At 32.1% G+C, this 13,616-nt stretch carries 15 protein-coding genes and 1 riboswitch; of the genes, 8 read left to right on the top strand and 7 right to left on the bottom strand.

Annotated features, from left to right (window positions below; genetic code table 11):
• Positions 1-185 precede the first annotated feature (185 nt).
• The 8 genes from JM82_RS05260 (at position 186) to JM82_RS05225 (ending at position 7,596) form a co-directional block, all read left to right on the top strand.
• The gene (locus JM82_RS05260; protein ID WP_145001684.1) at positions 186-833 is read left to right on the top strand and encodes a hypothetical protein; all 648 of its coding nucleotides are present in this window, start codon (positions 186-188) and stop codon (positions 831-833) included.
• Between the two features lie 184 nt (positions 834-1,017).
• Positions 1,018-1,116, top strand: a riboswitch (SAM-I-IV-variant riboswitch).
• A 47-nt stretch (positions 1,117-1,163) separates the two neighbouring features.
• Complete coding sequence (locus tag JM82_RS05255; protein ID WP_145001683.1) at positions 1,164-2,465, top strand: Na+/H+ antiporter NhaC family protein; 1,302 nt, start codon at positions 1,164-1,166, stop codon at positions 2,463-2,465.
• A 117-nt stretch (positions 2,466-2,582) separates the two neighbouring features.
• Complete coding sequence (locus tag JM82_RS05250; RefSeq protein ID WP_145001682.1) at positions 2,583-3,167, top strand: TetR/AcrR family transcriptional regulator; 585 nt, start codon at positions 2,583-2,585, stop codon at positions 3,165-3,167.
• A 1-nt stretch (position 3,168) separates the two neighbouring features.
• Entirely contained in the window at positions 3,169-3,834 is a 666-nt protein-coding gene (locus JM82_RS05245) for an NAD(P)H-binding protein (RefSeq protein WP_145001681.1), read from the top strand.
• A gap of 16 nt (positions 3,835-3,850) precedes the next feature.
• On the top strand, positions 3,851-4,483 hold the full coding sequence (locus JM82_RS05240) for an NAD(P)H-dependent oxidoreductase (protein ID WP_145001680.1): 633 nt from the start codon (positions 3,851-3,853) through the stop codon (positions 4,481-4,483).
• Positions 4,484-4,507: 24 nt separating this feature from the next.
• Positions 4,508-5,506, top strand: a complete 999-nt coding sequence (locus tag JM82_RS05235; protein ID WP_409994620.1) for an NADP-dependent oxidoreductase — start codon at positions 4,508-4,510, stop codon at positions 5,504-5,506.
• A 19-nt stretch (positions 5,507-5,525) separates the two neighbouring features.
• A complete protein-coding gene (locus tag JM82_RS05230; protein WP_145001678.1) occupies positions 5,526-6,683 on the top strand; it encodes an iron-containing alcohol dehydrogenase in 1,158 nt (385 codons plus the stop codon).
• Between the two features lie 115 nt (positions 6,684-6,798).
• Positions 6,799-7,596, top strand: a complete 798-nt coding sequence (locus tag JM82_RS05225; RefSeq protein ID WP_186439178.1) for a type 1 glutamine amidotransferase domain-containing protein — start codon at positions 6,799-6,801, stop codon at positions 7,594-7,596.
• Between the two features lie 194 nt (positions 7,597-7,790).
• Here the strand turns inward: JM82_RS05225 and JM82_RS05220 are convergent, their stop codons facing one another.
• The 7 genes from JM82_RS05220 to JM82_RS05190 form a co-directional block, all read right to left on the bottom strand.
• Positions 7,791-7,982 carry a cold-shock protein gene (locus JM82_RS05220; RefSeq protein WP_145001677.1) on the bottom strand — a complete coding sequence of 64 codons (192 nt, stop codon included), beginning with the start codon at positions 7,980-7,982 and terminating at the stop codon, positions 7,791-7,793.
• Between the two features lie 136 nt (positions 7,983-8,118).
• On the bottom strand, positions 8,119-9,378 hold the full coding sequence (locus tag JM82_RS05215) for a DUF2130 domain-containing protein (RefSeq protein WP_145001676.1): 1,260 nt from the start codon (positions 9,376-9,378) through the stop codon (positions 8,119-8,121).
• Between the two features lie 301 nt (positions 9,379-9,679).
• Positions 9,680-11,077 (bottom strand): NAD-dependent succinate-semialdehyde dehydrogenase, encoded by a 1,398-nt coding sequence (locus JM82_RS05210; RefSeq protein WP_145001675.1) that lies wholly within the window; start codon positions 11,075-11,077, stop codon positions 9,680-9,682.
• A 135-nt stretch (positions 11,078-11,212) separates the two neighbouring features.
• Positions 11,213-11,719: a peroxiredoxin-like family protein gene (locus tag JM82_RS05205; protein WP_145001674.1), complete on the bottom strand. Its 507-nt coding sequence runs from the start codon at positions 11,717-11,719 to the stop codon at positions 11,213-11,215.
• Between the two features lie 176 nt (positions 11,720-11,895).
• The gene (locus JM82_RS05200) at positions 11,896-12,759 is read right to left on the bottom strand and encodes a YihY/virulence factor BrkB family protein (RefSeq protein WP_145001673.1); all 864 of its coding nucleotides are present in this window, start codon (positions 12,757-12,759) and stop codon (positions 11,896-11,898) included.
• Between the two features lie 69 nt (positions 12,760-12,828).
• Positions 12,829-13,260, bottom strand: a complete 432-nt coding sequence (locus tag JM82_RS05195) for a PepSY-like domain-containing protein (RefSeq protein WP_145001672.1) — start codon at positions 13,258-13,260, stop codon at positions 12,829-12,831.
• Between the two features lie 3 nt (positions 13,261-13,263).
• On the bottom strand, positions 13,264-13,587 hold the full coding sequence (locus tag JM82_RS05190; protein ID WP_145001671.1) for a hypothetical protein: 324 nt from the start codon (positions 13,585-13,587) through the stop codon (positions 13,264-13,266).
• Positions 13,588-13,616 lie beyond the last annotated feature (29 nt).

Here is a 13,616-nt window from a genome sequence, read left to right as displayed (position 1 = left end):
TATCTAAAATATATATTAAACTTTAAATTTATTTAGTTTTAGACTGATTATAAATTAACAAAACAGGTATATGTTGATAATCATTTAATTATATTTGAATGTAATCTATTACATTTTGTAATGTTTAAAATTAAATCTTCTTTTTTGACATCCTTTTTTTTATTGCTGTAATAGCAGCATTGATTATGAGTGTCTCACTTACGTCTAGAAAAGATTTAATTTATATCTCTCCTATAGTTATTCTAATATTAATTTTTAAATATTTAAGTATTACTAAAAAGAAAGCCGATCCTAAATTTCTACTAGCTTTATTAGCTTTTCTTATTCTTAATATTATAAGTTTTTACGATTATAATAAATATTTTAATGCTATAAGCTTATTAACTTCAGGATACCTTATACTTTTTACCTTGATTTTAAAAAAGTATTTAATAAAAAGTAAATTAAAATCTTTTCTATCATTATCTGTTATACTTGGCGTTTTTTTAGTTGGATATGTTATTTATGCAGTGGTAGATTTATTGATTGATCAAATACCGAATTATAACATAACATTCATGTTTATTTGTGCGTTGTGCTTATTTATTTATGCGATCACTTTTGCTATGATATATATTAGTGATAATTACGCTACTGGTACTATTTTGTTAGCCTCAGGTGTTGCCACAATTTTCAACCTTGGCTTATCTCCAATCAATGAATATTTTCTGTATAACGAAATTTTCACCTTTTTAATATTGTTTTGTCATTATTTGTCGCTTTATCTTTTTATGACCTTTATTTTGAAAACTAAACTTGTCAAAGACAATGACATCTCTAGTAAATATTTCTAATTGCAAAAGTCTGTTTTTAAAACTATTATGTAATTCTATTTAACTAATCACTTCATATAATCGGACGTGTAAAAACAGTAGTTTTTAATCAGGTATTCAACATAATTTATCGTTTATATTTTTACAAATTTTAACGTATTTTAATATTTTGGTATGGCTTTATGCTATACATTTGCCGACTTAAATAAATTATCAAGAATCTCAATAAAAGGAGATAGCAACCTGCAATAACAAGCAAGGTGCTAAATAGATAAGCCAAGTAATTGGAACAAATGTTAAATCATATGTCTTTTATTTGCTGCTATTTCCTTTTAAAAATGAAAAGGAAACATGGCAAATTCAAAAACAATTACTCCAAAATTTTCAGCATTAATACCATTATTCGTATTTGTATTTACGTTTTTAGGTGTTGGAATTTATCAAAACGATTTTTACGCATTACCAGCTCCAATTGCTGTTATAGTCGGTATAATTGTGGCATTTTTAATGTTTAAACAATCCATAACCTCTAAAATAAATACGCTGCTTAAAGGTTGTGGTGATGATAAAATATTAACCATGTGCCTAATCTATTTATTGGCTGGTGCATTTGCAACTATAACCAAGGCTACTGGAAGTGTAGACGCTATTGTAAATCTTGGACTGGATTATATTGCTATACAATACATCTATTTTGGCGTGTTTATAATAGCAGGTTTTTTATCTGTATCTACAGGTACATCTGTTGGTGCAATAGTTGCATTAGCTCCAATTGTTATTGGTTTTGCAGATAAAAGCAATGTAGATTTAGGGATATTATGTGGTGCATTACTAGGTGGTAGTATGTTTGGAGATAATCTTTCCGTAATATCAGACACAACTATTGCAGCAACACAGTCATTAGGCTGTAAAATGAGTGACAAATTTAAGCAAAATATTAAAATCGCTTTGCCTGCGGCTTTAATCACTATAGGTATTTTAATTATACAAGGTTTTGGATTAAAAGCTGTGCCGACAGATGCTGTAACCTACACCTACTCCATTATAAAAATCACGCCTTATCTATTGGTTATCCTACTATCTGTTATTGGTATAAATGTATTTGTAACATTGCTATTAGGCGTTATTGCTGGTGGACTTTTAGGAATTATTTATGGAGATTTCACATTAATAGAGTCTACTAAAATCGCATACAACGGTTTCACCAGTATGACTGAAATCTTTTTGTTATCTCTATTAACAGGTGGATTAGCTGCTTTAGTGGAAAAAAATGGAGGGATAAACTATATTCTTAGTAAAATTAAAAATTTAATTCAAAGTAAACGCTCTGCACAACTAGGTATCGCAGCATTGGTGGGTACAATTAATATGGCAATTGCTAATAATACAGTTTCTATTATAATAGCTGGTCCAATCGCAAAAACAATCAACGATCAATATCAGTTGGACAACAAAAAAACAGCTTCTATTTTAGATGTTTTTGCATGTATTATTCAAGGAATCTTACCTTATGGTGCACAAGTCTTAATGATACTAAGTTTTGCAAATGGTAAAATTGATTATCTAGATTTAGTTGTAAACACATGGTATTTAGCACTATTGTTCATTTACACTATCATTTATATTAGCTTTAAGCCTTTACGTTTACGCTAGTGTTCACTATGATTTAATCTTATGGTTTTGTAATAAAATCATCATAAATTAAATCTTTGTTAAAAAAAAGAATGAACATTCATTTTTGTATATCTTTGCATCAGAATTAGAACAAAAATGGCAAAACTTCAAAAAAGTATAGATAAACGTAACGCATTGGTAAAGGCGACAATCGAGTTGGTTAACAACAATGGTTTTCATGCGACACCAATGAGTAAAATAGCAAAAATGGCTAACGTCTCACCTGCTACAATCTATTTGTATTTTGAAAATAAACAAGATTTAGTAAATAAGACTTACGTCGAAGTTAAAGCAGACTACACAAAATATGCTTTTGAGACTTATAAAAAAGATATGCCTATTGAAGCTGGCTTTAAACTAATCTGGAACCGTATTGCAGATTTTAAATTAAAAGAAAGTGAAAACGCTATGTTTTTGGCACAATGTGATAACACACCAATGATTGACGAGATAAGCAGACAAGAAGGTATAAAACACTTGCAACCACTGCTGGACCTATGGGAACGCGGAAGACAAGAAGGTATTATAAAACCTTTATCTGATTATTTACTGTACGCCTATGCTATAAATCCATTATCGTTTTTAATGATTACACAAAAACGTGGTGTTTTTCAATTAGATAAAGCCCATTTAGAAGAAGCCTATCAATCTGCTTGGAACAGCATAAAAGTTTGTAATTAAAATGAAAAAAACAGCAATTATATTAGGTGCTACAGGTTTAACTGGAGGTCTTTTACTTCAAAAATTAATTGAAGACAAAGATTACTCCAGCATAAAATTGTTTTCACGATCTAAAATAGAAGGCTTACCTAGTAAGGTAACTCAATACATTGGAGATCTATTAAAACTAGAAGATTTTAAAGACGATTTTACCGCACATCAAGTGTTTTGTTGCATTGGTACAACTAAAAGTAAAACACCAGATAAATCACTTTACAAAAAAATAGATTACGGGATTCCGGTTTCTGCTGCAAAGCTCGCTAAAGCTAATGGCATAGATACATTTGTAGTTATATCTGCAATGGGTGCCAATGCAAAAAGCAACATATTTTACAATAAAACTAAAGGCGAGATGGAGCAAGATGTCCTAAATCAAGACATCAACCGAACCTTTATTTTAAGACCTTCATTAATTGGAGGCCAACGTGAAGAAAGACGTACGCTTGAAAAAATAGGAATCTCAATTTTTGAAGCATTAAAACCGCTATTTATAGGTTCCTTAAAAAAATATAAAATTATTGAACCAGAAACTATTGCTCAAGCTATGTTAAATCTAGCTAATAGCACCAATCATGCTAATACTATAATAGCATCAGATGCCATTCAACGCATTACTAAAAACAACTAAAACAAACATTAAATATATGGAATTATTAGATAAATTAAATTGGAGATACGCAGCTAAAGCCATGAATGGTGAAAAAGTAGCAGAAGATAAAATAGAGCGTATTTTAGAGGCTGCACGCTTGGCTCCCACATCTTCAGGATTGCAACCTTTTGAAATATTTGTGGTAAAAAACCAAGATATTAAAGAGCAAATTAAACCAATAGCTTGGAATCAATCTGTAATTACAGACTGTTCTCACCTGTTAGTTTTTGCTGCTTGGGACCATTATACGCCAGAGCGTATTAATTATATGTTTGATTTAACTAATGACATTCGTGGTTTTAAAAACGAAGGTTGGGAAAATTACCGACAAATGTTATTAGGTATGTATCCTCAAAAAGATCCAGAAGAAAACTTTATTCACGCATCAAAACAAGCTTACATAGCTTTTACAGAGGCTTTAACTGCTGCAGCTTTTGAAGGTGTAGACGCAACGCCTTTAGAAGGTTTTGAGCCAGATGCTGTAGACAAAATTTTAGGATTACGCGAAAAAGGATTACGTAGTGCTGTATTATTACCAATTGGTTACAGAAAAGAAGATGAAGATTGGTTAGTAAATCTTGTTAAGGTTAGAAGACCTATGGATGAGATTGTAACCGTTATTGAATAGTATAAAACTTAAATGAAAATGAATATGAAAACGATAGTATTAAAAAGCAGACCTGAAGGACAACCTACACTTTCTAATTTTGAATTTGTAGAAGAATATAAAACATTAACCATAGCTGATGGTGAGATTTTATTAGAAGTAGCGTATGTTTCGGTAGATCCTTATTTAAGAGGACGAATGAATGATGCAAAATCTTACGTGCCACCTTTTAAATTAAATGAGCCTGTACATTCTGGTGTTGTTGCCAAAGTTTTAGAATCTAAAAACGATAAATTCCAAGTTGGAGATTATGTTTCTGGCATGCTAAATTGGTCAACACAACAAGTGTCTAATGGTGAAGGTTTAAATAAAGTAGATCCGGAAAAAGCACCTTTAATAAGTACCTATTTAGGTATTTTAGGTATGACAGGTTTAACTGCTTATTTAGGATTAACCGAAATAGGAAAGCCTAAAGCAGGCGAAACCATAGTAGTCTCAGGAGCTGCAGGTGCTGTTGGTAGTGTTGTTGGACAAATAGCTAAAATATTAGGCTTACGCGTTATTGGAATTGCTGGTACAGATGAAAAAATCGATATGCTAAAAAGTAAATTCGGTTTTGATGAAGGTATCAATTACAACACCACAAAAGACATGAAATCTGCAATTGCAGAAGCTGCGCCAAACGGAGTTGATGTGTATTTTGATAATGTTGGAGGACCAATTTCGGATGCTGTAATGTTTAGTATTAATCAATTCGCGAGAATCATTATTTGTGGTGCCATTTCGGTATATAATAATACTGAATTGCCTACAGGATTAAGCGTACAACCGTTTTTAGTTAAAAACAGTGCGTTAATGCAAGGTTTTATAGTAAGTAATTATGCCGAAAAGTTCCCAGAAGCCATTCAAAGATTATCAGGTTGGTTATCTGAAAACAAATTAACCTATACCGAAACTATCGTTGATGGTTTCGATAATATTCCTCAAGCTTTTATCGATTTATTTGAAGGTAAAAACAAAGGAAAAATGATAGTAAAAATATAATAACCAAAAGAAAAAGAAGATGAACAATTTTGAATTTAAAAACCCAACCAAAATTATTTTTGGAAAGGATACAATAGAACAATTAAAAAATGAAATTCCTGCAGATGCAAAAGTATTATTACTTTATGGTGGAGGAAGTATTAAGAAAAACGGAATTTACGATCAAGTAAAAACCGCTTTAGCAGATGTTAATGTTACTGAGTTTGGAGGTATTCCTGCAAATCCAGAATACGCAACATTAATGGACGCTTTAAAAGTTATTAAAGATCAAGACATTACGTATTTACTAGCAGTTGGTGGTGGTTCTGTAATTGACGGAACTAAATTTTTATCTGCAGCTGCTGTTTACGATGGTGATACACCTTGGGATATCTTAACTAAAAATGTTAGAACTGAAAAAGGAATGCCTTTTGGAACTGTGTTAACATTACCAGCAACAGGATCCGAAATGAATTCTGGAGCAGTTATTACACGTGAAGAAACTAAAGAAAAATTAGCAATGGGAGGACCTGGTTTATTTCCAGTGTTTTCAATATTAGATCCACAAGTAATAACGTCTATTCCAGAACGTCAATTAGCAAATGGTTTAACAGATGCTTTCACACACGTTTTAGAACAGTATATGACATATCCAATTGGAGCTTTATTACAAGATCGTTTTGCAGAAAGTATACTACAAACATTAGTAGAGGTAGCTCCAACAGTATTAAAAGATCCTACAAATTACCAAGCAGCCTCTAACTTTATGTGGAGTTGCACTATGGCATTAAACGGACTTATTCAAAAAGGAGTACCTGGAGATTGGGCAATCCACATGATGGGTCACGAGTTAACAGCTTTATTCGGAATTGATCACGCACGTACCTTAGCTGTAATTGCACCAAGTCATTACAAATATAATTTTGAAGCTAAAAAAGAAAAATTAGCACAATATGGAGAACGTGTTTGGAATATTACTGAAGGTAGTACAGACGATAAAGCCTATGAAGCTATTGCTAAAACCGAAGCATTTTTCCATGAGTTAGGTATTGATACTAAATTATCTGACTATACTAAAGATTATGAAGGTACTGCTGAAGAAGTTGCTAAACGTTTTAAAGCTAGAGGTTGGAAATTAGGCGAACGTCAAGCTTTAATGCCTGAAGATGCAGAAAAAATTGTAAAAATGGCATACTAAACATATTATCATTTTTGGGTGTAGTTAAAGTGCTATAACAGCAAAAATTCTAAGGTTTTTAACTGCACTCAAACTGATATTATTATTATTATTAAATATACTCAGTAGTATTAAAATGAATTTAATAAAAACATTAGCCTTAACGCTAACCATTGTTACAGCAACTAGCTGTAAGGATAAAACAACTTCTGAAAGCGTTTTAGAAGTAAAAACAGAAACTAAAAAAGAAAAAACTATGAACGTATTATTTGTATTAACATCTCACGATAAATTAGGAGATACAGGGAAAAAAACAGGATTTTGGGTTGAAGAATTCGCAAATCCATATTACACATTACTAGACAAAGGTGCTAAAATTACTATTGCCACTCCAAATGGAGGTGCAGCTCCAATAGATCCAAGTAGTGACTCACCAGATGCTGCTACTGCAGATACTGAGCGTTACAATAAAGACGAAGCAACACAAGCATTAATTGCTAATACACATAAAATATCAGACATGAATGCTGACGATTTTGATGCTGTATTTTATCCAGGTGGTCATGGACCATTATGGGATTTAGCAAACGATAAAACGTCAATCGCTTTAATCGAAAAATTTAATACTCAAGATAAGCCTGTAGCATTTGTATGCCACGCTCCTGCTGCATTAAAAAATGTAAAAGGAACAGATGGAGAACCATTAGTTAAAGGTAAAAAAGTAACAGGATTTACAAATACTGAAGAAGATGCTGTTGGCTTAACACAGGTTGTTCCATTTTTAGTGGAAGACATGTTAAGTAAAAATGGTGGAATCTACTCTAAAAAAGAAGATTGGGCAGCTTACGCTATTCAAGATGGTAATTTAATTACTGGACAAAATCCAGCATCGTCTGAGTTAGTTGCAGAAAAATTATTAGAAAGCTTAAAATAAGCTTCGCTTTATATATTAATAAAAAAGGTTGTCCATTTGGACAACCTTTTTTTGTTTGTAATTTTATGCCAAAATAAATCTATTAGATGTCTAAACCTTTTCAGTCCCTAGTTTTAATAGATCTTAAATTTTGCGCATAAAAAAAGGCTGCCTTTTTAGGCAACCTTTTTCTTGAATTGTACTGAATATATATCTTAGATAACTTTTACGTTAACTGCGTTTAATCCTTTGTTTCCTTCTTGTAAGTCAAATTCAACCTCATCACCTTCTCTAATCTCATCGATTAATCCAGAAATGTGTACAAAATGATCTTTGTCTACTCCTTCTTCAGTAATAAAACCAAATCCTTTTGTGTCGTTGAAAAACTTTACTGTACCTCTACTCATTGTAATATAATTTATTTATTAATACTTAATATTATGCAAGTATAGTGCCATTAATTAGATAATGAGTTATAATTCTCATTTATTATTTGATTTTCAGTGAAATAAAAATTAATATTTATGTAAAAAAACGTAATAATTAATCGTCATCTTCATCAAAACCAGGCAATTCCAAAGCTTTTACAGATTGTATTGCATTTCCAGCAATACCTTTAATAGAGCCATACATATCTATGGTATTGGTCACCACTTTCTCGATTTGCTTCTCTCTTTGCTTCCAAATGCGTTGCATCGATCGTTTTTCACTCTCTAAATCAGACTTCATTTGTGTAAAACCTTCCACAATTGCTTCAATTTGCATTCTAAAGGTGTTACTAGTTAAGTAATCATATAATAAATCCATTTTATCACCTTTGTTTTCTTGTGTGATAATAGCGTTATTAACTTGTAAAATTCCTTCTCTTAACACAGCACACAACCCTTTAAACTCGTCGTAATTACAAATCCAAATACCATCCTTTAAACCCATTCGGTCCATATCTGATGGCATGACCTCAGTCACTAACACACCAATATTGGCTCCACGATCTCTAATGTCTGCTTTAAATTTTTCTATCCAGCTAGGCTGAAAATCTTTTGTGCGTTTACTCTCGTAGTAAATAGTACCGCAGTTTTGTTCTGTTCTAGTATGTACAATTTGGATACAATCTCCACCTCTGGCACCTTTTTTAATTTCCTCGATAGTATCTAACGGAAACTGAGCTGCTAACCACTCCTCTATTGCTAACTCTTGCACTTCACCTTGTAGTTGCATAGAGCCTTGCTCCTGCTTACGTTTCATTTCTTCAGTTAGCTTTTTCTGGTCTTCCAATTGCTTTTGCATTTCTTTAAAACGCAATTCGTTTTTGTCTTCCTCAGATTTTTTAATCTTCTCTTTTTCAGCCACTAGAATTTCGTTAAGCTTTTTTTGTGCTTCCGCCTCAGCAGCTTCTTTAAGTTCGCTTTTTTCTCTTTTAAGCTTTTCAATTTCTGCTTTAGAGCGGTTTAACTCTTTGACCTGTTCAGATTTTTCGTTTAACTCTTTTTGTAACGCAGCAAACTGGTCCGATTGCTCTTCCTTTAATTTAAGTTTTAGCTTTGCTTCAATTTCTTTTTTATCTTCTTTAAGCTGATTTTCTAGACGTTCTTGAAATAACACATTCTCACGCTTTTTCTTTTGTTCAAAATCTAACTTCTCTTGTTTAAGTTGCTCTTGCTGACTCTCGTATCGTTTTTTCTCCGCAGCAATTTGCGACTGATACTTTTGTTTTATTTCCTCTTCTAATTGATGTGATAAAATATCTTGAACATCTATGGAAGTCCCACAATTAGGACATTTTATTTGATTTTCGTTTTTCATTTTAATTCAATTTTTCTCTTAAAATAGAACTATAAAGAGATTTTTTCTACTTATAAACCACTAAAAAAGACTATAATTATGATACAATAAGAACTACAATAATTACAGTTGTTTAGAAAAATTAAAACTACAAAATACATAGGGATTTAAACAAAAAGGATTGAATTTAATTTTAAACTAATTGTTTCTAATTTTTAAATGAGAGTGATTCATGCTATCTTAAATTACACCATAAACCAAAAAAAAGACCAAGCTTTTCAACTTGATCTTTTATATACGACAGCTATTACGCTATTAAAATTTATTTGCTATTATTCAACATAATAGATTTAGAATTTACAAACTCTCTGATACCAAATCCACCATGTTCACGTCCATAACCAGAGTCTTTAATTCCTCCAAATGGCATGTTTGGATGTGCTAATCCATAAGAGTTAATGTTTATCATTCCTGTATCAAAATGGTCTTTTGCTAATTGGATGGCTTTGTCTTCGTCTTTACTAAAAATTCCGCCTCCAAGTCCAAAACGACTGTCGTTAGCTATTCGCATAGCATCTTCGTTATCTTTTGCTTTAATTAGTGAAGCAACAGGTCCAAATAGCTCTTCACTATATGCTGGTTGTCCTGGTTTTACGTCACCTAAAACGGTTGAAGGATAATAATATCCTGTAACTTCAGGAATGGTACCTCCACATAAAATAGTTGCTCCATTAGTAACACTGTCTTCTACTTGTTGGTGAATTTTGTCCCTTAAATCTTTTCTAGCCATGGGTCCTAATTTTGAGTCTTTGTCCATAGGATCGCCAAAATTAATGTCTTTCATTCCTTTAACAAACGCGTCTTTAAACTGGTCGTACACTTTGTCTACTACCACAAAACGTTTTGCTGCTACACAAGTTTCTCCGTTGTTATACGTACGTCCTTGTATGCTTGTTTGTACTGCTAAATCAATATCTGCATCGTCTAATACTAAATAGGCATCATTACTACCCAACTCCAAGACTGTCTTTTTTAACGCTTTGGCTGCTTTTTGTGCTACGTATTCACCAGCTTTGGAGCTTCCTGTTAGCGTAACACCTCTAACTGCTTTATGTTCGATAATTTTATCAGATGTTTCGTGATCTATAATTAAAACCGTAAAAAGATTTTTAGGTAATCCTGCTTTTTCAAAAACGTCTTTAAGCTTTAATGCAGATCCTGTTACGTTTTTAGCATGTTTTAATAACACTCCGTTTCCTGCCATTAAATTTACTATCGCATAACGAATGGCTTGGTATAATGGAAAATTCCATGGTTGAATACCATAAATAACGCCTAAAGGTGCTTGTTGGATGATTCCTTTTCCTCCATTTTCCATGGTACGTACTTCGTCTTGTAGTTGTTTGATACCTTCAGTTGCTGTGTATTCGCAAATTCCAGCACAAAGCTCGATCTCGTCATGACTTTGGCTAACTAATTTACCCATTTCTTGAGTCATTAATTCGGCATACTCGTCCTTTACATCCATTAATGCTTTACCAACTGCTTTTATAATGGTTGCGCGTTCTTCTAACGGTTTTAGTTTCCACTCTAAAAAAGCTTCATGACAATTGTCCACAGCTTTAATGGCTTGGTCTTCTGTCATGTAATCGTATTGTTTTATTGTTTTTTCGGTTGCTGGATTAATAGTTGTAAATCCTTTATCTGTGGTATTACTCATGTAAATTTATATTTAAGTTAGTGATACGCTTAGTAATGTCCAAGTCAGACTTTAATATGAATAAGCGTGTTTTGAAATGCCTTTAATGAAAGGCTAATCGTGTTGTAGGATCAAATTTTGTTTAATCCTAAGGTTTTAGGCTTCTCCTCTAGCAGGATAATCCGCTTTTAATATGTAGTCAATACCACCTAAGACATCATTAAAACCTGGTCTTCCAAATGGCATAGATTGGATAGATTCCCAATACACGGTTTGATCTGGTGTAATTAAAAATAATCCAGGCTCTGTAAATAATTCTGGTTCTTCTTTAATTCCTGAAGAAATAAATAATCCCCATTTTCTAGCTTCGTCAATTGAAAAATCGTAGCCTAACGGAATATTTGAAATGTCCCATTCTTTATGTGTTGCTTTTGCGACGTCTTCAGTATCAGAACTGATGGCAATAACATTTACGCCTCTATCTGTAAATTTATCTAACTTTTTTTGAAGTTCTTCTAACTGACTTTTACAAACAGGACAATGTTTACCTCTATAAAATAATACTAACGTGAAATTTTCTGGCGACTGATCGCTTAATTTCCATGTTGTATTGTTTACTAATTTGATTTGTAATTCTGGTGCTTTTTCTCTTGGTTTAATCACAGCTTTTTATGTTTTATAATTAATCAAAAACGTGTTGCTATTTGTATAGCGTTTTATAATTAATTGGTTTGAATTTGTTTTAAACAAAGGTCAGAAAAAAGGTAGCTTTACCTGTTACACAATTATTGTTGTCCTTTACAATATTGACACATGAGTTAAATATTAAATACCTAATATTAATCCCTAATAAAAGTATTAGCATAGGTTTTTGTAAAATGTGCTCCATACAATAGTATCAAGCTAGTATAAGACACCCAAAGCATGATTAATATTATAGAACCTGCTGCTCCATAAGTGGATCCTGGTTGCATGGTATTAAAATATATAGCTAATAGATATTTACCTAATAAGAAAAGTAGCGTGGTTAACAATGCACCTACCCTAACCGACTTCCATGAAATGGTTGCAGATGGTAAAAACTTAAACATAGCAGCAAATAATACATATATAAATCCAATAGATATTATAAAATCAAAAGCAAACAGGTATTCTACGACATTATCTGGAAGAAAGCGTTGTAATTGATTGCTAAACGTACTTAATAATGAAGTTAGTAAAAAACTAGTTAGCAGTAAGAATCCAATAATTAATATAAAACCAAAGCTTTTTAAACGACTAATTAGGGTTGCTATAAATCCATTGGCATAATCCGCTTCATTATCCCAAATTTTGTCAAAAGCAGCTTGAAGCTGAAAAAAGACTCCTGTTGCACCATATAATAAGGTTGCTATACCAACGACTGTTGTAAACAATGATGTGGTTTCATTACCACGACCAACTATCATTAATCGAATGGTTTCGGCAGTGTCAGGACCTATGGCTTTAGCGATTTCATCTAACAATTCACCTTGTACGATATCACGTCCCCAAACAGATCCTACTAAATTTAATATAATTATAATTAAAGCTGGTAAGGATAAAATGGCGTAATACGCAACGATTGCGCTACGTTGGAAGGGTTCGCTTTTATACCAAGACTTAGCTGTGGTAAACAAAAGTTTTGGTAAACTTGAAAGTTTAAATGTTTTTGTGGTTGTCATGATGGTATTTGGTTATAAAACTACAAAAGCCCAACATGGTTAGTTGGGCTTTATTAACTAAAGGCAATACTAATTTATGATTGTTCCGTTTGCTCTAAACTCGACATCTTTATTTTTACCTTTTTGCTTAAACTCTACGTCATAAAATTCGCCTTTTGACGCACTATCAACATGCTCTACTTCGGTAATGTCTTCACTACCATATTCGTTTTTAATAATGTCTCTAATAGCTTTAGGCAAGTCGTCTTTTTTAATGCTCGATTCGGTTTCAATCCAATTTCCGCTTGGACTAAAATCTGCTCTATATTTTTCGCCATTTTGTTTAAATTGAGCTTCATAATTTCCGTTAGCATCAACTTCCCAATCTGGATTATTTTCGTTTGGATACTTAGCTTCAAATGCTTGTTTAACAACCTCTGGAGTTTGTCCTTTAACTGTGTGTTGACAACTAAACGCGATAAATGCGATTAGGGCAAATTTTATGTTTTTAAATGCTTTCATAATTTATTGATTTATTAGGTTAATAGATACGACTTCAATTTCGCTGTAGATGTTATCCTCTGTACTTTGTTTTACAGTTAAATTAAAGGCTTTACCAACGTGTTTATTGGCTTCTAGATTATAATTATTTAAGGTTTTACTTGCGTTAATATCTTCAATAATAATTGTGTTATCTTTTATATCTGTGAAGTAAAAAATTCTTCCATCATAGCCATCATAAACGACTTGTTTTGTAATACCTCTATGATCCATAGTGTTAACAGCATTAGAGTTTACTACTATTGTGGAAGCAAAAAATAGACTGAATAATATGCTTATTAGCTTCATAATTTTAGTGTTTAATGGTTACTAATTGT

The sequence above is a fragment of the Olleya sp. Hel_I_94 genome, assembly GCF_007827365.1.
Lineage (GTDB): Bacteria > Bacteroidota > Bacteroidia > Flavobacteriales > Flavobacteriaceae > Olleya.
This window is presented reverse-complemented; position numbering and strand designations above follow the sequence as displayed.